The organism is Hominisplanchenecus murintestinalis, assembly GCF_943193015.1.
In the GTDB taxonomy this organism is placed as follows: Bacteria; Bacillota; Clostridia; order Lachnospirales; family Lachnospiraceae; genus Hominisplanchenecus_A; species Hominisplanchenecus_A murintestinalis.
Map to the genome: position 1 here is coordinate 1 of NZ_CALPCM010000045.1, position 18,909 is coordinate 18,909.

Sequence of the window (18,909 nt, forward strand, 5' to 3'; positions counted from 1 at the left end):
ATCCTGACACTGAAATATATCAATACCCTCCCTGAATATGAAGTAGCGGCAGCAATAGGAATAACCGAGCAGGAATGCAGAAGGATTCTGATTGTGCATTTCAATAATGTATTCTAAATATTATAGATGTTATAAAACACTTGACACTTAAGGTGTTGACTGTTATACTTAAAGAGTCGAAGTATATAAAGAAGTGAAAACGTCTCGTAGAAAATACGGGGCGTTTTGTTGTGCAGAAAGAAGGAGACAGGATACTATGAAACGGAGTACCAACACATAATGTTAAAGTCATGCAAATACTGTGGGCGTATTCATGACAGCAAATTTAATTGCAGGAAGAAACCAGTTCGGAGAAAAATCAAGTATACGGAATCAGACAAATTTAGGAGGACTCAAAAGTGGACTGATAAAGCAGTAGAAATTAAATGTAGGGACAATTATCTATGCCAGGCATGCATCAGGGAACTGCACGGAACAATCAGGAAATATAATCACAAGAGGTTATCTGTTCACCATGCAATTCCAATCTGTGATGACTGGGACAGAAGGCTGGACGATGATAATTTAATCACACTCTGCTCCATGCATCACGAAATGGCAGAGAGCGGAGAAATATCATACGAAGAAATCAAAAAAATTATTGACGAGCAGCAGGCAAAAAGAAAAGACGCTTGACTACCCCCGGGGTATTAGGGTGGGGATTTTCAGGCAAAACCAGACCAACAGCCAGCCCAACAGCGATAAAATATTCCCACATCAGCTTTTGAAAGGAGGAAAAATCAGTATGCCAACACCAACAAAGCCAGTCAAGGTGCTGGCAATGGAGAAACGGTCGCACCGCACGAAAAAGGAACTTGCCCAGCGGAAAAGCGCGGAAGAGTCACTGTTGACAGGAAAAATTCTAAAAGAAAAAAAGGAAGTCAGGGAGAATCCAGTCGCGCACAAAGAATTCAAAAGATTAAAAACACTCTTAAAAGCCATTGAGAAAGATGATGATTTGTATGGCGAAACGATAAACCGCTACTGTCTGTTAGTGGCAGAATGTGAAGATTTTCAGCAGAAAAGAGAGCGGATATATCAGCAGCTTTGTAGTTTTCAGGAGGAAATGAGTACACTGGTGGCAAATGAAGAGATGACCTGGAAAGAAGCGTACTACTTGGAAGACAGCATGCAGCGGAATATTTTAGCAATCGACAGGCAGGTTCAAACTAAGCGAAAGATGCTTCTGGACATGGAAAAAGAAAATATCATGACTATCGCCTCTTCCCTGCGTTCCATACCTAAAAAGGTAGAGAAGAAAAGCAATCCATTAAGGGAGGCGCTTGGAGGGTGATTAAAGAAGGAAAAGCCTATCAATATGCGAAATGGTGCGTAAAAGAAAACGAGCGCATGGTTCCGAAATATGTGAAAATACAGGCGCAGAAGTGGATTGATATTGCAGATGGGAAAGATGAGGAGGCATATGTTGATGTAGCGGCATATGAAAAGATATGCCGCCTGTTGAAGATTATGGTGCATCCAGACTTACGGTGTAGTATATATGATGGGCTGGAGGATTACGCATGGCTTTTTATCACGGCAACCCTGTGCACGATGTGCAAAGAGGGAACCAGATATTACGAAGTGTCAGGCGTGGAGTATCAGAATGTAAAAATACGGTACTACGAGACGGCGCTGCTGGAAATTGCCAGAAAGAATTTCAAGACTTTTAATTCAGCCGTAATATTCATAATTTTAATGCTGACAGAACCGGATTTCTCCCGGTTCTTTTCTGTTGCACCAGACCTCGCACTGTCCTCAGAGCTGAAAAATGCAATACGGAAAATTATTAAAGTCAGCCCCGCACTGATTGATGAAGAGGAGCCAGCATTCAAACTTCTCAGAAGTCAGGTTAAGTGCCTCCTGAACGACAACGAGTACACACCCCTGGCATACAGCCGCGACGGAATGGACGGAAAGCTGGCTAATGCGTATCTGGCAGACGAAGCCGGGGCTATGGATGATTACCCGGTGGAGGCTATGCGCTCCTCGCAGATTACACTGCTTAGCAAACTGGGGATTATCATATCCACGCAGTACCCGAACGACAATAATGTGATGCTGACTGAGATTGACATCGCAAAGAAAACACTGGACGGTCTAACAGATGATGGGCGCTACTTTGCACTGCTCTATGAGCCGGATGATGATTTAAAAAGCGGAGATGCGTGGATGAAAGATGATAGAGTCATTTATCAGTCGAATCCGGTTTCTATCGCACATGCTGCTATATTCGAAGCAGTCAGAAAAAAGCGTACAGTTGCTGTGTTATACGAGAACAAGAGGGAAAATTATCTGTGCAAACACAACAATATCCTGTACCGGGGACTTGGAGTTGAAGGGTATATCGATATCCAGAAGGTCAAACTATGCCGCGGTGATATCCCGGATGAGTTTTGGCGAGGTCGTCGAGTGTGGTGCGGACTGGATTTATCACAGTCAGAGGATAATACATCTTTCTGCATGGTTACCGAAGTAGACGGGATTGTATATGCGAAAGTATTCGGTTTTATCCCGAAAGATGCAATCGACAGAAAATCCCAGAAGGAAAAAGTGGACTACAGGGAATTGATGCGCAGAGGGGAATGTTTTGCGTGCGGCGATGAAGTTATAGATTACGGGTTTATAGAACGATTTATTATGTCCGTGCCGGAAAAATACGGATGCGAAATCGTACAGATAGGGTATGACCGTTATAATGCAATGTCCACGGTTCAGAAGCTGGAAGAAAACGGATTCGAGTGCGTGGAAATCAAGCAGCATAGTTCAGTACTGCATTTGGCAACAAAATTCTTAATGGAGCTGGTATTACAGCAGAATTTTAGATATGCAGATAATAAAATGCTGGAAATCAATTTCCAGAATGCAAGATGCACAGAGGATACGAATTTAAATAAATATGTCAACAAAAAGCGTTCTGCTGGGAAAGTGGATATGGTCGTGTCTACCATAAACGCTATACACCTGCTTTTGCAGGATATGCTGTATGGGGGCAATTTTGTTGCGCAATGCTGATACAGGAGGGAAGAAAATGAACATATGGCAATTTGGAAAACACAAGGAAGAGATAAGGGCAGACACAAGTCTGGAAAAAGGGGAAATTGTAGAATCTGACGTTTTGCTACGGACATTGTTGGGCAAGTCGACGGTTACAAAGGAAAAAACGCTGGAACTTCCGGCGGTGCAGGCGTGCATTAACCTGATTGCCGGGACTATATCATCTCTTCCGATAAAATTATATAAAGAGGATAGCTCTGGAAATGTGCAGGAAGTGAAGGGAGATGGGCGGACATTTCTCCTGAACAGCGATACAGGCGACACATTGACTGCTACGCAGTTTTGGCGGGCCGTTTTGGAAGATTATTTTTTAGGAAAAGGCGGTTATGCATTCATTAATTGGCGTGGGTTGAAGGTTTCCAGTATCCACTATGTGGATGAAAGACGAATTTCCATACAGCAGAACACAGACCCGATTTTTAAAGATTACGACATTTTAGTTGAAGGGGCGCGTTACAGGCCGCATCAGTTTTTCAAAATACTGCGCAAAACCAGGGACGGGATGCGTTCACGGAGTGTCTTCGACGATAGTCCGCTAATTATCAGCACAGCATATAGTGAACTCAAATACGAGGAGAACTTGACGCGCAAAGGCGGTAATAAACGGGGATTCCTGAAATCCTCAAGACAATTAACTCGGGAAGCGATGGATATTTTAAAAGAGGCATTCCGGCGGCTGTATAGCAATTCGGAAGAAAATGTAGTCGTCCTGAATAACGGGATAGAATTTCAGGAAGCTTCCAATACATCCGTGGAGATGCAGCTCAACGAAAATAAAAAAGCGAACAGCGTAGAAATCTGCAAACTGTTCGGAATTCCGGGAGCTATGCTGAGCGGAAATCCAAGTGATAAGGATGTTGACAGCTTTATACGGACCTGCATGGCAATTATGAATGATATTGAGTGCAGTTTGGATAGAGATTTATTGCTGGAATCAGAAAAAGGGCTGTTTTACTGGGCTTTCGATACGAAGGAATTGACGCGGGGCAATATCAAAGACAGGTACGAAGCATACAAAATCGCCCTGGAAAAGAATTTTATGCAGATTGACGAGGTTCGGGAAAAAGAAGATATGGAGCCAATCGGGTTCGAGTGGATTACACTTGGGCTTGACCAGGTACTATTCAATCCCCAAACCGAGCAAATATATACGCCGAACACAAATGCCTTGCAGGATATGAAATCTATACAGACATCGTTTAGCAAAACAAAACCGGAAGGGATAGAAGGAAACTAAGCCGCGAAAGGAGGTGAGGGCATATGAGAGCAGAATTAAGGGCGGACGGGCTACATATTTCAGGATATGTAAATGTCCCAGGCAGAGAATCCCGTCCAGTGGTGACACCCAGAGGACGGGTGATTGAAGTCATTGAGCAGCGGGCATTTGCCAGGGCACTTGAACGCGCCGGAGGAATTGATATGCTGCTGGACCATGACAGAAGCCGGGTACTGGCTTCTACATCCAAAGGAACGTTAAACGTCCGTGAAGATGAAGTTGGACTGCGGGCAGAGTCGGTGGTCACGGATGAAGCAGTCATAGCCGGGGCGAAAGCCGGACGGCTAAAGGGATGGTCTTTCAACATGCAAAATGTAAAGGATAGCATCGAGGAAAGAACAGAGGGGCTTCCGATACGGTATGTAAAAGATTTTGACATGGATGAAATTACGCTTGTAATGGACAAAGTTCCCGTATATTCATCTACGTCTATTGAAGTAAGGGCGGGAGCAGAGGAAGAAGTTGAAACCAGAGCGCGTTGTACAGATGCAGAATACCGGGAAATAGAACCCAGGAAACCGAAGTATGACAATGCAGCCTATAAGGATAGGCTGGAAAAATTGAAACGAGGAGAGATGAAATGAACAAATTAAAGAAATTGAAAGAGCAGCGGGCGGAGCTTCAGGAGAAGCTGCAGGGAATCCTTGACAAAGCTGAAGCTGAGGAGAGAGCTATGACAGATGAGGAATCTGGTGAGTTCGATGAGTTGGAAAAAGATATACAGGCAATCGGCAGGACAATCAAAGCGGAGGAGAGAGCCAGGGGCCTTGAATTGAATGTGACTTCTAATAAGAGAGACGAGGAATTAAGGGCAGAGGAAAAAGAGGTGCAGGAGGAGAGGGCATTTGCTGACCATATCCGGGGTATCGTATCAGAGGAACGTGCCGAAAACCTTACTGCAGGGGATAATGGCGCGGTGATTCCGGCATCTATCGTCAATAAGATTATTGAGAAGGTGTACGATATTTGCCCTATCTATCAGATGGCGACACTGTACAATATCGGTGGAAACATTGCAATTCCATATTATGATGAATCAGACGGGACTATCTCAATGGCATATGCCACGGAGTTCGAGGAACTGGCGTCAGCATCTGGGAAATTTGGTTCTATTGAACTGAAAGGATTTCTTGCCGGAACGCTGACAAAGATATCAAAGTCTTTAGTTAATAACTCACAGTTCAACATTACGAATTACGCTATTGGTAAAATGGCAGAGGCGGCTGCAAAATGGATTGAAAAAGAGTTGTTGAATGGGACGAAGGATAAAATTGAAGGAATTTCAAAGGCTTCTCAGGTGGTGACGTCTGCGAAAACAGGAGAAATCACAGCCGACGAACTTATTGACTTGCAGGAGACGATACCCGACAGATATCAGTCGGGCTGCATCTGGATTATGAACAAGGCAACCAGGACGGCCATTCGGAAATTGAAGGACAACGACGGAAACTACATTCTAAACAAAGATGCAACCTCAAAATGGGGATATACGCTGTTTGGAGCGCCAGTCTACTGTTCTGACAATGTAGCGAAGATGGAAGCTGGGAAAACAGCAGTTGTCTATGGGGATATGTCCGGTCTCGCGGTGAAGGTATCTGAAAGCATGAATATCGAGGTACTCCGGGAGAAATATGCGACTCAACACGCAATTGGCGTAGTTGGGTGGATTGAGATGGACGCTAAGATTGAAGATGGCCAGAAAATCGCAGTCCTGAAAATGAAAGAAGCTGCACAGACGAAATAGGAAGGTTGCGGAAGGATGAAAGTCAGCGAAATCAGCATCGAACACATAGCGGAGTATCTGCGGCTGGATGATTATACGGACGGAGAGCTGGCGCCGCTGCTGGAATCGGCGCGGGCGTTCATCCGTTCCTATACGGGACTTACAGATGAAGAGATTGATACGCATGAGGATTTCTATATTGCAGTCATGGTACTCTGCCAGGATATGTATGACAACCGATGTATGTATGTAGATAAAAACAACCTGAACAAAGTAGTAGATACCATTCTGGGTATGCACTGTGTGAATTTGTTGTGAGGTGGCAGATATGTATGTGAATCCGGGAGAACTCAAAAAGCGCATAGAAATCATACAGACAGTATCAGTAGGTCAGGATTCAGACGGTTTCCCGGCACCATCTGAAAAAAAGGTGGTAAGGAAGTGCTTTGCAAAAGTGACAAATACCAGCGGGGGAGAAATTGCCCGGGCAAATTCGGAATTTTCCGAAGCAAAAAAGCGGTTCATGATCCGATATTCAGATGCCGAAATTAATACAGACATGACTGTGAGATATAAGGGCAAAGAATACGAGATTAAGTATGTCAATCCTTACGGAGAGGGCAAAGAATACCTGGAAATCTGGACAAATTTAACAGAAAGGGTGTGATTAGGATATGGCAAGGGCATCACTGACAGGTTTTGATAAAATGGAAAAGATGCTGCAGGGTATCGCAGACCCGACGTCAATGGCGATAAAAGCAACGACCAGAGCAGCTCCTATCCTGGAAGAGTCAGTGCGAAGTAATATACGCGCATCAGCGAACAGGATAAACAAGAAAAACAAGAAGCCGTATTCGACGGGAGAACTGGAAAAATCTATTATAGCAACTCCGGCAAAAAAAAACCAATACGGTGTATTTTCGGTTGTAAAACCAAACGGAACAGATAAAAGAGGGATACCAAATGCTCTCAAAGCAAATATACTGGAATACGGAACACATGCATATGTAGAAGGAAAGAACCAGGAACCGCACCCATTCATACAGAAGTCTGTAAATCAGGCGAGACAAAAGTGTGAAGAGATTATGCAGCGGGAACTTGATGAGGCTGTAGCAAAGCTGTGGTAGGAGGAAACATGACTGTAAATGAAAAAATCATACAGGCGCTCACGCCACTCGACATCCCTGTCACAGCCGACTTTTACGGAGGAGGCGAGGAAGAATACATCACATTTAATTATGCGGATGACCGGGGGGATGATTTCGGGGATAATGCGCCGCTTCACGCAGTAGCATACATGCAGATACATTATTTTGCGCCCATGGAGAAAAATTATCTCTCCATCAAGAAGAGAATTCGAAAAGCCTTGTTTACAACAGGATTCACATACCCGGATGTAACAGATGCAACACTCACAGGCGAAGGGATAAGGCACCTGGTCTTTGAGTGTAATATTGAAAATGAAAGCGAACTATTGGAAAGCTAATCAGAAATAACAGGAGGAAAAAGAAATGGCAAAAAAAGGAATCGAGTACACGGTGTTTGGAATACTTCAGGAAGACGGCAGCTATAAAGATGGGAAATATCTCAGTCCAGTCGCAAACTTTAACGGAACGCCGAACAAATCAAATGTTGTAGATTATGGAGACGACCGCGCATTAGAGACGGATAATTCCGTTACGGGAGGTACGCTGTCCATCGAAATGAATAATGATGACGAGGAAACTTACACGTTTCTGCTGGGACATAAAAAAGATGAAGAGACAGGAGAAATAATTTACGACGTCAACGACATCCCGCCATACGTAGGATGCGGCGCTATTGGGACGAGTGGAAAGAAAAAAGTAGTAAAATTCTATACAAAGGTTCAGTTCGGCGAACCGAACGATGAAAATACAACGCGCCAGGAAAGCACCACTTTTAATCATAGTACGCTGGAGGGCACTATCCTGATACCGGAAGACGGCGTATGGAAAATCAGGAAAGAGTTTGACACGTTGAAAGAGGCGAAAGCGTGGCTGAATGAGAAAGTAGGCATAACAGGCGCAGGGGGAGCAGGAACTCTCGACGAAGAGAAAGGAGCGTAGCCTATGGGAGCGTTAAGACCGACAGGAGTACCGCTGGTGCTTGACGGGATGGAGAGACATCTGCTCTTCACCTTGAATGCAATAGATGAAATCCAGGAGCGTTCAGGCGCGCCCCTGGAGGAAGTAATGGGAGGATTGACTGACATAGAAACTGCGGAGGATACACTGCGGCTGGTTTTGTTGGTGTTGTTAAATGACGAGGTGGAACGCCTGAGCTACAAAGGCCGGACGTGCGATTTAGAGCTGGTAGACGAAAAACAGATAGGTTGGATGCTGACGCGGCAGAATTTGATAGAAGCCGTCACTGCTACTCTGAGAGCATATGGAAGTGGTCTGCCGGAACCGGATGACGACGACCCAAACCGGGAGGGCGGGAGACAAGAGGAGTAAATGTCGCCCGCCTTTTGTACATCGGATGCAAAATCCTGAATTTCTCAGAATGGGAAGTTATGAACATGACCTTGCGCAAATTTTTCCTGATTTACAACGAATATCTGGAAATGAACGGGCTAAAAAAAGAGCCGGCCGGGATTGACGATTTGCCGTAAGAACGAGTATTGTATTAATATCAAAAATGTGAGATAATATAGCGAAGGGGATGATGATATGTTGGAGAATATCTTGAAAAATGTTTTAAAAGTATTATTCTGGGTAATTGCGCTATGGTGCTTTTTGGTGAAAGGATTCCTGTATTGTATTATCTGGATGGTGGTAGCCGCCCCTTTGCTGCTCACTGCATTTCTCGTATTCCTTGCATGGAAGAGCGGGAAAGAGAGAAAAGAGCACCCGAAAAAATATAAAAACGAAAAATCAGACAATTTTGTTTATATGGAATAGAACATGACAAGAGGACGTTCAGTGATGAGCGTTCTTTTTTATCATAAAACAGCAGGAGGCAGTATGGCAGGGAAAATAGGGATAGTATTAGCCCTGGATGGGGAAAGGGAATTTACACAGGCTGTCAGCAACGCAAACAAACAGGCAAAAACATTTAAGACAGTATTGGAAAATGTAACGCAGGAATTTGACGGCAATGCAAATTCCATGGAAGCTTTAAAGGCAAAACAGCAGGCGCTGACACAGATACAGACATCTTATCAACAGAAACTGGAAGCTGCCAACACAGGGCTTAAAAAAGCAACGGAAAATTACAATAAACAGGGTGACCGCCTAAAAGAGTTGGAAAAGGAGCTAAAGGAAGCGAAAGACGCGCAGAAAGAAATGGAAAAGGCGGGGGATACATCCTCGGAAGCATACCAGAAACAGTGCTCAGAAGTGGAAAAGCTGTCAAAGGCCGTAGATAAGCAGAGAATCGCCCAACTCAAAGAGAGCGGAAGTGTATCAGATTGGAACAAGAGAATCGCGCAATCTGAGAAAGAGCTGAGAGACGCGAACAGGGCGATAGAGCAGAATGAACAGTATCTGAAAGAGGCTGAACAGGCGGTTGACGGGTGCGCGAAAAGTATCGACAAATTCGGACATGAGGTAAGTGAAAGCACAGAAGAGCTGAAAGAAGCGTCAAATGAGACCATAAATTGGAAAGATAAGCTTGCGAACGGAGTAGCAGGAAAAGCGGTCAATGTTGTAGCAGATGCGATAGGAAACGTCGTAGATAAGACAAAGGAAGCCGCAGCATATGCACTTGACGTCGGAAAGTCTTTTGAAGCGGCAATGTCAAGTGTAGAGGCACTTTCAGGTGCGTCGGGAAGCGACCTGGAAGCCTTGACGAATAAAGCAAAAGAGCTCGGCTCATCGACGGCGTTTACTGCATCACAGGCGGCTGACGCTCTGGGGAACATGGCGCTTGCTGGATGGGACACTCAGCAGATGCTGACAGGCATAGACGGAGTATTGCAGCTTGCGGCAGCGGGCAGCATGGATTTAGCAGCGGCATCCGATGCCGTAGCAGGATACCTGGCGGCGTTCGGGATGGAAGCGTCAGAATCTGCCAGACTTGCTGATGTCATGGCCTACGCGCAGGCGAACAGTAAAACAACTACACAGCAGTTGGCAGAGGCATACGGTACATGCGCCACTAATCTGACGGCGGCTGGACAGGAAATGGAGACCACGACAGCATTACTGGAAGGGCTTGCGAAAGTAAACGATACTGGTTCAGCGGCCGGGACAGTACTGTCAGCAGTCATGGCGCAGATTACGGCAAAGATGAAGGATGGAAAGATTGCCATCGGGGACACATCAGTAGAAGTGAAAAAATCTAACGGGGATTTCCGGGACATGATTGATATCGTCGAGGATATCGAAAAGGCAACGGACGGCATGGGAGGAGCGCAGCGCGCGGCAGCCCTGGCCACAACATTTAACCGGACATCGTTGAACGGCCTAAATGAGCTGATTAAGGTCGGAAGTAAACAGTTAAGAGAATACAAAGCGGGGCTTGAGACGTGCAGCGGAGCAGCGGCTGACATGGCAGCTACCATGCAGGATAATCTTCAGGGCAAAGTCACAATTCTACAATCCGCCCTGGAGGGACTGGGAATCAGCGCATACGAGAAATTCTCTGGTCCGCTACAAGATACGGCGGAAAAGGCAACGGGAATCATTGAAGAGCTGACTGAAAAAATGAACAACGGGGAGCTTGGAAGGGCTTTTGAGAGCCTTGCAGAATCGTTGGGAGATAATGTTGACGTGCTGGGAGATGTTGCGGATGGTCTGGTATGGATTATTGAGCATGGAGACTTAATCATAGCGACACTAAAAGGCATTGGCACGGGTTTACTCATGTACAAAGCGGTTTCTGGCATAACAAGCGTTATAACTGCATTGCAGGGTATGCGCACAGCTCTTGCGGCGGCAGAATCCGCACAGGCAGCGCTTAACCTGACGCAGATGGCAAATCCTATTGCGCTGGTGACGGCGGGGGTGGCGGCCCTGGGAGTCGCCCTGACATCTCTTGCAAAGAGCGAAATGAAAGCTATGCAGACAGAATCTGAGAAAGCCGCAGAAGAAGCAGAAAAATTGTCTGAACGGATGAGTGACTTAAGAGACAGCATAGCAGAACAGGTAGACGCTCAGAAAGAGGAAGCTACCGCTACGGCCGCTCAATATACAAACTACCAAAAGATGTCAGATAAAATATATGAGCTGAACGACGCCATAAAGAGCGGGGCAATGACTGAGGCAGAGGCAGCTACCGCCAAGGCACAAATGAGCTATTACGTCCAGAAGCTCAATGACGAAATACCGGGGCTGAGCCTGGAAATAGACAAGCAGACCGGGCTCGTAAAGCAGGGAAAAGAGGCTACAGACCAGTATATTACGTCGATGAAGAACAAAGCTATTGCATCTGTTGTGGAGGAACAGCTAACGGAGTTGTATGAGCAGCAGACAAAAGCTCAAATCGGTGTAGCAGAAGCGGAAGGGACGAAAGCCGACGCCTACGAAAAATCCCAGGCAGCAGCAGAAAGAGCTGCCATGTACCAGGAAATATACAATGAGAAGGTAGAATTGGGAAACCGCGATGCATACGACGCAGTAAACGGACAGGGCGCATATGCAAAAGCGCTTGAAAATATCGCAAAGAAGCATAAGATATCAAACGAAGAGCTGGAAAATGCCTCTGACATTATGTATGATGCTGCAAAGGATGCAGAACATTATCAGCAAGAAGAGGAAAACGCAGCTAAAGCAGTGGAAAACGCAGGTTCGGCAGAAAAAGAAGCAACTGCGGCAATTGATGAAAAGTCAAAAGCGATTGTGAAATTTTTAAAACAACAAGGACTTACCAACGAGCAGATTGCCGAAATGACGGGAATCGTCATGGACAATACGGAAGAGATGAACGATAACGCAGAGGCCATGGATGGCGCTGCTGATTCCGCGGAAAACTATGCAGAATCTGCAGATGACATCGTGGCATCCTCAGAAGCCCAGAAGGAAGCCCTTGAATCCCTCCGGGAGAAGTTCGAAGAGATTAAATCTTCTATTGAACAGGGTATGCAAGAGAAAATTAGCCTGTTTGATGCCTTTGACGGCGGCGATACTTACAACTTGGATAACATGGGGGATCGTCTTGAGAAACAGAAAGAAGAATTGCTGAAATGGAAGGAGAACATGCAGACACTTGCCAGGGAAGTCGGCGGCTCTATGAGCGCAGAGTTGTATGATAAACTGCTGGAATTGGGACCGGAATATGCTAATTTCACCCAGCAACTGGCGGATTGTCTTGATCCGGAAAAAGGTGGGAGCAAAGAACAGCTGGAAAGGATTGCGAAAGATTATGCGGAAGTGTTTGACATTACGGACAGTGCGTCAGAAGAACTTGCGAGGAGTCAAGCCATGTTTAAAACTGTCATGGGCGAGATGTCAAATTCTACAGAACTTGACTTTTCAAACCTCCGGGAATCCCTTGAGGGAGCTGCATCCGCAGCCGCCGAAGGCGGGGAGGTAATTTCCGAGGAACTGAAAAAATCCTTCCTTGATACCGTGAAAGCAGCGGAAGAAATGGGGGCGGAAATTCCGGAAGGGCTTGCAGACAAGATAGCGTCCGGCGATGTATCTATCGGCGATGCAATCGCCCAATTAAAGGGGAGCATGGAAGCGCAGTTCAATTTCCTCTCTGAGCTTGCCGGGGAAGCGGGGATAGAAATACCGGACGAAATCCGCCAGGGAATCCTAAACGGCGGGGAGGAGGCTGTACAGGCAATTGCCCAGCTTCAGGAGAAGATACTGAAGGAACAGGAAAAATCGGAGAAGGAGTTCAAGAAAGGCGGGAAGAAAAATACAGAAGCTGTTGGCGCAGGAACCGAAGAGGCAAAGTCTGGGGTTGTCAGCAAAACAGGCGGCATCATGCAGGAATCGGCGAACACAGCAAACAGCTACTACACGCAGTTCAGGAATGTAGGTGGCAATATGATGTCCGGTGTCGCCCTGGGCATGACCAGTAATTCCAATCTGGTCTATGACGCTGTTCGCAGAATCTTAGAGCAGGCAAAGAAAGAAGCGGACAAGGCGACGGATTCGCATAGCCCTTCCCGCGTCTGGCGGAACCAGGTCGGCGCGTACATGTCCCAGGGGCTGGCGCTTGGTATTTCCGATGGGACAAAAGATGTAACCTCTGCCGCTACAGGGCTTGCGCGGTCTGCCACCAAAGCGACAAAAGAAGAGCTGGACATTAACTCCCCGAGTAAGATATTTATAAAACTGGGAGGATATATTTCGGAAGGGCTGGGCATCGGCATCAAAAACAAAAAAGGCTACGCAGTCCAGACATCGAAAAAGATGGCAAAAGAAGTCTACAAGGCGTCTGCAGAGTGGATGGAAAAGTACATGAGTTCGCATAATGTAAGCCTGGAAGGGGAGAAGAAATTCTGGAAGCAGCTTGCGAAAACTGTGAAAAAGGACAGCAAGTCCTACAAGGACGCCCTGAAACATGCCGCCGCAAACGATAAGTTCATAAAAGAAGTGCGAGGGAAGGTAAAGGACGCCTTTGACGTGTCCTGGTATACGAAAAAGGCAAAAAAGACTGTAAAGAAAGATGCGGATAAATATTACGGCGAGGTCACCAAAGCGGCGAAGAAATTCATCGACAACAAGAAAGCCGTGGACGGCACGGGACTCCGGCAGGAAAAATATTTCTGGGAGCAGGTGAAAAAGAAAGCAGGGAAAGGAACGCAGACCTACGCGGACGCAGCAAAGCGGATAAAGGAAATCAATAAGGATATTAAAAAGCAGGTAAAAGCCAACGCAGAGACAAAACAGGAGAAAAAAGAATATGGCGTATCGGGAGCAGGGCTGGAGTTGTATAAATCCCTCTACAAAGTATCAGCGCAGGCAGAGATTGACTACTGGAAGAAAATAAGAAAGAATGGGAAGCTTACAAAGGCGCAGAAGTTGGAAGTTGATAAGAATATTCTGGAAGCCGAGGAGAACTTCAATGAGCAGATGAAAGCCCTGAAAGATGATTATTACGAAAAATGTAAAGACATCAACGACAAGCTCAAAGATGATATCGAAGAACTGACGGAAGAATATGAAACAGCATTTGCGGACAGGAAAACTGCTATTAAGTCGGCATTCGGGACATTTGATGAATTCTCCAGCGAAGCGGAAGCCCCAGAGGTGCTCCTGGAAAACATGAAATCCCAGGCAGCGGGATATGCGCTGTGGATAGAACAGCTTGGGGAGCTGGAGGGGAAAGGCATCCTGAAAAGTCCGTTCATAGAGGAATTGCGCCAGATGGGGCCGGAAGCCGCCGCTACTATCATGTCTTTAAACATGATGACCGAAGAACAGCTTAGGCAGGCACAGCAGGCATGGGACGAAAAAGACAGGCTGGCAGAGGCGCAGGCGGCGAAAGAGACGGAAGCGCTGCGGAAAAAGAACGAGGAACAGATAAAGAAACTCCGGGAGGAAGCGCAGAAACAGCTGGATACATATAAAGCAGAATATGAAGCAGCATCGGCAGAGCTTTCTGCTGCCATGTCCGGCCCCCTGGAGGAACTGGCCGTGAAAGCGACTACGCTCGGGGAAAAGGCTACGGCGGAACTGATTCTCGGGATGAAGGACAGGGCAGAGTCAAAAGCAACAAAAAAAGAATTGAAAGAAGTGCGGAAGGAGGTGGCGTCCGGCTTGAACGGGCTCCCCAAAAAAGGAAAGGATATCGGGGGGGATATGCTGGCGGGGCTGCTCTCTGGGCTGTCGAATAAACTGGAGATTACAAAAGGTGCGAAATCCTTCGTGGAAGAGCTGGAAGCCGCCATAAAAGCAGCGGCGGGCATACACTCCCCATCCAGACGGTTCCGGGACGCTGTGGGGAAGCAGATACCCGCAGGCGTGGCACAAGGTGTAGAGGAAGGGACGGCTGAGGCGGAGCGTGCAGGGACGGATATGGTGGATTCCATGCTGGCGAAGTCGGCCGAACGGATGGAACGGCAGCGGGCGGTGCTGAAAAGATATGTGGAAGGTTTAAACGGAAGCGCAGGCATTGCCGCCCTGGATAATCTGGCAGCGCCGCATCTGACGCAGGCGGCGAACATAACGGTGAATAACACAGGGGCAGCGGAGATGCTCGGGGGAGTGACGGCAGAAATACAGAAGCTGGGCGGAGAAATCAGGCGCATGAAAATCATGCTGGACACCGGGGAACTGGTGGGGGCAATTGGAGACGAACTGGCTATGGAGGCAAGGAGGGCATAGATGTTAATAAACGGGATAGATATTTCACATTACGGCGCAAAACAGATGAAAGTAACGCCGGGGAAACGCACGGTTGCAAACGAAAGCGAGATGGCGGGCGGGCTTTTTGTGCCCGTCATGTGCACGCCCGAAATCGGCTTAAAGGAATACGAGATAGCGGTTGCGGTGCACGGGGACAGCAGGGAAGAGATATGGAGGCACACGGACATGGTCGTGGCGCTTTTCGGGAGGGGGCCGGCCGCTGTAAAACTGGATGGGTTCACCAGCACATTCCAACTGTCGCTAAGCGGCGTAAGGCAGGAGGAATATGGACCGAAACTGGACAGGTGGCACACGCTTATCCTAGAATGTAAGGGGTACGAATGCGGCGAAGAAGTGGTGCGAACCTTCGGGTCAACCAGGCTTATTGACACTATGAAGAATGGCGTAAATGAGGATTACAAATTCGAGTTACAGGTTGAGTTGCCCATCATGCAGGGGATGCGCCCGGCATTGCTGGGGATAAAAATTGAACAGGTGTATGTGGTGGAGAGCGGGGATGTTACAAATGAATACGAATTTATAGGGAAGTGCGCGCCTATATGGGGAGAACTAAAGATTTCCGGTGTGTGTATGAACCGGTCAGGGGAATCTTTGGGGCCTGTGGAAATTTCCGCCTGGGGAGACGAAACATCCATAGAGATAGAGAAAGGCACGGGGATAGCCGTGGGGGATTCAGCGAACGGCTGGTCGGATGATATGGCCGGGTTTACAGTAGACATGCCATCCCCCCCGGTGTGCGTGGGAAGCACAGGGAAATACCCCGAATCTCAGAGAATATTTTTCAAGTGGAAGTTCTATCGGCCGCCAGCAGATGAACGGCAGGGACAGTGGGTGAGGTATAGGAGGATTCGGCACACGCTTTCTTATACGCCAATCTATATATAGGAGGCAGGGGGATGAAGCTGTTAAACACGAGGAAAGAATTTACGAGGTTCATAGCCAGGAGGAAAGGTTTTAAACTGGAAGAAAAGCTGGACGGCGGGATAGCAAAGAAACAGATCAGCTTCTCCTATCCCGTGGAGGATGGGCGCATTAGCTGTGAAGATATCCTGGAATATGGGGATGAACATTATGCGGTAAAGGAATCCACTATAAAAGGAAACTGGGGGACTGTGACAGCCGCCCAGGACACGGCAGGGCTTTCAGGGAACCCGAAAGCGTCATTTTCCATCCAGGGAGGGACAGTCCTGCAGTGCGCGAGGGAAGCCATCAGCGGGAGCATATGGAAGTGCGTCCAGGTATCCGGCAATAGCTGGGAGACAAGGAACTTTTCGGAAGAAAATACAGACAGCATGAAGCTCCTGGAAAGAATCGCAGAAGCGTTCTGGGTTGAGATAGCGTTCTCAGCAAAGGAGCGTACCGTATACCTGTACGGAAAGGTACATACGCGGGATACCCCGGTGAAATTTGTAAAGGGGATAAATCTGAAATCCATCGAAGTAAAGACGGATTCCTATGATTTTTACACAAGGATACAGCCTATCGGGAAAGACGGGCTGACGATAGCGGGTGTAAACGGTGGGCGGGATTACCTGGAGAATACAAAATACCGCAGTTCCATCAGGACGTTAAGGTGGGAGGACACCAATTATAAGGACGCCGAAACCCTGAAAAACGCGGCAGAAAAGAAGCTGGAAGAGCTGGCTGCCCCAAAGACTGCATACACCGCGCAGATAGCCGATATAGCAAGCCTTGACACAAGATACAAAGAATTTGTATTCGGTCTTGGGGACAGCGCAGATATTTCCGACATGGACACAGGGGTATACGCCTGCGAGCGCATTGTACAGATCACACGCTATCCAGACAATCCAGAAAAAAATACGGTAGAGCTGTCCAGCAGGAAACAGAGCTTTGCAGATATGCAGAAAAAGATGTTCGCCGCATCGGACAGTATCTCAAATGTTGTAAGCGGGAATAAAATTTCTATCAGAAAGGTTGATGGGCTACAGGAAGCCATTCAGGGGACGGTGGCAGAAGCCGTGAAGATTTCTGCGGATAACATAGGTGAAAAAGCACCGCATCTCCTCACATCCGGCAGGGTGCCAAGTGCGGATAAATGGCAGACAACCCGTTATCTGGAGGGCATAGGGGTGGACGGCACAGCAAACAGGCACCATTACACGACATGCAGCACATCTGGCAGCACGGCGGCAAAAACCGCCAGCCTGACGGGATTCTCCCTGCTGACAGGAGCGAGGGTGGAGGTGTTGTTCTTAAACGCCAACACAGCATCCAACCCCACGCTGAACATATCTTCTACCGGGGCGAAGTCCATATATTACAGGAACGGTGCTATTCCGGCGAACTATATCCAGGCAGGAACAGTCCTGGAACTCGTTTATAGCGGCTCGTATTGGAGGGTTGTGGGCGATTTGGCACAATACCAGGCGGATGTGTTAAAAACAGAGAACAGTACCCTGAAAGCGGAGCATGACGCACTGGCGGTTCGGATATCCCCTACGCTGCTATATAGTTCCACACTGTATGCTTCTGCCCTGAACACATGGATATATGCGTCCGTTCCAAGCCTGAAAGACTGGAAAGAAGTCAGGATGTGGCTGGAGGTAGGGGATGCGGATTGCAGGTACAATACGCTCACACGGGAACATATGCAGATATGTGTAAACGGATACGCCAATGCCAACTACAATGGACTGGTTCGTGTATCGTGTGATTTTACTAATGCGCGGATAGGTCTACTGGTGAGGAGTATGACGGGATGGGGTTTTTCTAATATAAGAATTACCCGCGTAGAAGGGGTAGTAAAAGTGTAGGAGGGACAGGACGTGCGAATCAGGGACAAACCGTAAGGACAGAGAAGCGTTTTATCTGGACTGGAAACGGAACGAAATCAATAAAAACGTTATCAAAACTAATAAAAACGTATCACGGCACTCATTTTCTGGGTGCTGTTTTTTATTCCGGCACAGCGCCGGGGAAAGGAGAAAAAGTGGAAGCAGTTTTATTACAGACATATACCGTCGCCCTGCCTGTCATACTGGGGTACATCGTATGGATTCTGAAACGACAGAAGCGTGACAGGGATGCAAACAGCACGGGCACGATGCTCCTGTTGCGCGTGCAGCTCATCGACTACCACGACAAGTACATGAAGCTGGGGAGCATCCCTTCCTACGCGTATGAGAACTTCGTGGAGATGTATGAGGCATACCATGAGCTGGGTGGCAATGGGATGGTAACAAAGATGTATAAAGAAATCCAGGATTTACACCTGGCAGACAAGAAAGGAGAGCAAATATGAAGAATAAGAACTTCGAAAAATGGGTACAGGCAGCAGGCATAAGGGCAGTTAAGACCGTGGCTCAGGCAGCGGTAGCGGGAATCGGAACGGCGGCAGTAATGGGGCAGGTCGACTGGGTATATGTGTTATCTGCTTCCGTGCTGGCTGGCGTAGTGTCAATACTTACATCGGTGGCGGGGCTGCCAGAGCTGAAGGAGTAAAGATTTTCAGGAATAAAAAAGCAGGGAAGGGTGGCTATTCAGCCACCTTATCCCTACAAAGT

18 protein-coding genes are annotated in these 18,909 nt (G+C 47.3%); all 18 read left to right on the plus strand.

The annotated features are described in order from the left end of the window. Positions 1-228 precede the first annotated feature (228 nt). On the plus strand, positions 229-675 hold the full coding sequence (locus NFR99_RS12480; RefSeq protein ID WP_251353784.1) for an HNH endonuclease: 447 nt from the start codon (positions 229-231) through the stop codon (positions 673-675). A 109-nt stretch (positions 676-784) separates the two neighbouring features. Next, positions 785-1,333 (plus strand): hypothetical protein, encoded by a 549-nt coding sequence (locus tag NFR99_RS12485; RefSeq protein WP_135975645.1) that lies wholly within the window; start codon positions 785-787, stop codon positions 1,331-1,333. Beyond that, positions 1,330-3,054, plus strand: a complete 1,725-nt coding sequence (locus NFR99_RS12490) for a terminase TerL endonuclease subunit (protein WP_330571567.1) — start codon at positions 1,330-1,332, stop codon at positions 3,052-3,054. Before NFR99_RS12485 ends, NFR99_RS12490 begins: the two co-directional genes overlap by 4 nt. A gap of 16 nt (positions 3,055-3,070) precedes the next feature. Continuing rightward, complete coding sequence (locus tag NFR99_RS12495) at positions 3,071-4,333, plus strand: phage portal protein (RefSeq protein ID WP_251353785.1); 1,263 nt, start codon at positions 3,071-3,073, stop codon at positions 4,331-4,333. Between the two features lie 23 nt (positions 4,334-4,356). Continuing rightward, positions 4,357-4,956 (plus strand): HK97 family phage prohead protease, encoded by a 600-nt coding sequence (locus NFR99_RS12500; RefSeq protein WP_135975641.1) that lies wholly within the window; start codon positions 4,357-4,359, stop codon positions 4,954-4,956. Further along, entirely contained in the window at positions 4,953-6,116 is a 1,164-nt protein-coding gene (locus tag NFR99_RS12505) for a phage major capsid protein (protein ID WP_135975639.1), read from the plus strand. The genes NFR99_RS12500 and NFR99_RS12505 overlap by 4 nt, the downstream gene beginning before the upstream one ends. 15 nt (positions 6,117-6,131) lie before the next feature. Next, positions 6,132-6,413 carry a head-tail connector protein gene (locus NFR99_RS12510; protein ID WP_251353786.1) on the plus strand — a complete coding sequence of 94 codons (282 nt, stop codon included), beginning with the start codon at positions 6,132-6,134 and terminating at the stop codon, positions 6,411-6,413. Between the two features lie 10 nt (positions 6,414-6,423). Continuing rightward, entirely contained in the window at positions 6,424-6,762 is a 339-nt protein-coding gene (locus NFR99_RS12515) for a phage head closure protein (RefSeq protein ID WP_135975635.1), read from the plus strand. 7 nt (positions 6,763-6,769) lie between these two features. Further along, positions 6,770-7,222, plus strand: coding sequence for an HK97-gp10 family putative phage morphogenesis protein (locus NFR99_RS12520; protein WP_135975633.1), 453 nt, complete (start codon positions 6,770-6,772; stop codon positions 7,220-7,222). An 8-nt stretch (positions 7,223-7,230) separates the two neighbouring features. Continuing rightward, the gene (locus tag NFR99_RS12525) at positions 7,231-7,581 is read left to right on the plus strand and encodes a phage tail protein (RefSeq protein WP_135975631.1); all 351 of its coding nucleotides are present in this window, start codon (positions 7,231-7,233) and stop codon (positions 7,579-7,581) included. Between the two features lie 25 nt (positions 7,582-7,606). Then, complete coding sequence (locus NFR99_RS12530; RefSeq protein ID WP_135975629.1) at positions 7,607-8,182, plus strand: major tail protein; 576 nt, start codon at positions 7,607-7,609, stop codon at positions 8,180-8,182. A 3-nt stretch (positions 8,183-8,185) separates the two neighbouring features. After that, positions 8,186-8,572, plus strand: coding sequence for a hypothetical protein (locus tag NFR99_RS12535; RefSeq protein WP_251353787.1), 387 nt, complete (start codon positions 8,186-8,188; stop codon positions 8,570-8,572). A gap of 216 nt (positions 8,573-8,788) precedes the next feature. Beyond that, positions 8,789-9,019 (plus strand): hypothetical protein, encoded by a 231-nt coding sequence (locus tag NFR99_RS12540; protein ID WP_135975625.1) that lies wholly within the window; start codon positions 8,789-8,791, stop codon positions 9,017-9,019. A 63-nt stretch (positions 9,020-9,082) separates the two neighbouring features. Next, positions 9,083-15,340 (plus strand): phage tail tape measure protein, encoded by a 6,258-nt coding sequence (locus tag NFR99_RS12545; protein WP_251353788.1) that lies wholly within the window; start codon positions 9,083-9,085, stop codon positions 15,338-15,340. Continuing rightward, positions 15,341-16,267: a hypothetical protein gene (locus tag NFR99_RS12550; protein WP_251353789.1), complete on the plus strand. Its 927-nt coding sequence runs from the start codon at positions 15,341-15,343 to the stop codon at positions 16,265-16,267. It abuts the gene before it with no gap. Positions 16,268-16,278: 11 nt separating this feature from the next. Beyond that, on the plus strand, positions 16,279-18,159 hold the full coding sequence (locus NFR99_RS12555; RefSeq protein ID WP_251353790.1) for a phage tail spike protein: 1,881 nt from the start codon (positions 16,279-16,281) through the stop codon (positions 18,157-18,159). 176 nt (positions 18,160-18,335) lie between these two features. Beyond that, positions 18,336-18,647, plus strand: a complete 312-nt coding sequence (locus tag NFR99_RS12560) for a hypothetical protein (RefSeq protein WP_135977080.1) — start codon at positions 18,336-18,338, stop codon at positions 18,645-18,647. Continuing rightward, entirely contained in the window at positions 18,644-18,847 is a 204-nt protein-coding gene (locus NFR99_RS12565; RefSeq protein WP_135977079.1) for a holin, read from the plus strand. The genes NFR99_RS12560 and NFR99_RS12565 overlap by 4 nt, the downstream gene beginning before the upstream one ends. Positions 18,848-18,909 lie beyond the last annotated feature (62 nt).